The following is a 281-nucleotide window of genomic DNA, read 5'->3' as shown; positions in this document are numbered from 1 at the left end:
GGTGCGATGCACAAAAAATGCTTGACCTGTGAAACAGCAGGTGTAGAATTGGGGTTGTTGCGGTGCACCATTCAATTTGATTCTCATGGACGGCGCTGCCAATTTTGATATCCTTTTCTGGAGAAAACCATGACAACTACACCTGAACAATTCATCGCTGCAACTAAAGCTAACCTCGAAGCGCAATTCGCGTCTTTGACTGCATTGAACAAAAAAGCTTTCGAAGGCCTGGAACAATTAGTCGCATTGAACGTCAATGCAGCGAAAGCCAGCCTGGAAGA

At 45.6% G+C, this 281-nt stretch carries 1 protein-coding gene; it reads left to right on the top strand.

Features of this window, described 5'->3' with window-relative positions; all coding sequences use genetic code 11:
* Window positions 1–129 precede the first annotated feature (129 nt).
* The coding region (locus KDM89_RS22085; RefSeq protein ID WP_212689882.1) for a phasin family protein at window positions 130–281 on the top strand (152 nt) is incomplete at its 3' end.

This window comes from Cognatundibacterium luofuense, from assembly GCF_018139685.1.
Lineage (GTDB): Bacteria > Pseudomonadota > Gammaproteobacteria > Burkholderiales > Burkholderiaceae_D > Undibacterium > Undibacterium luofuense.
Note: the sequence above shows the minus strand (reverse complement) of the source record. Positions and strands in the feature narration are given on the sequence as shown.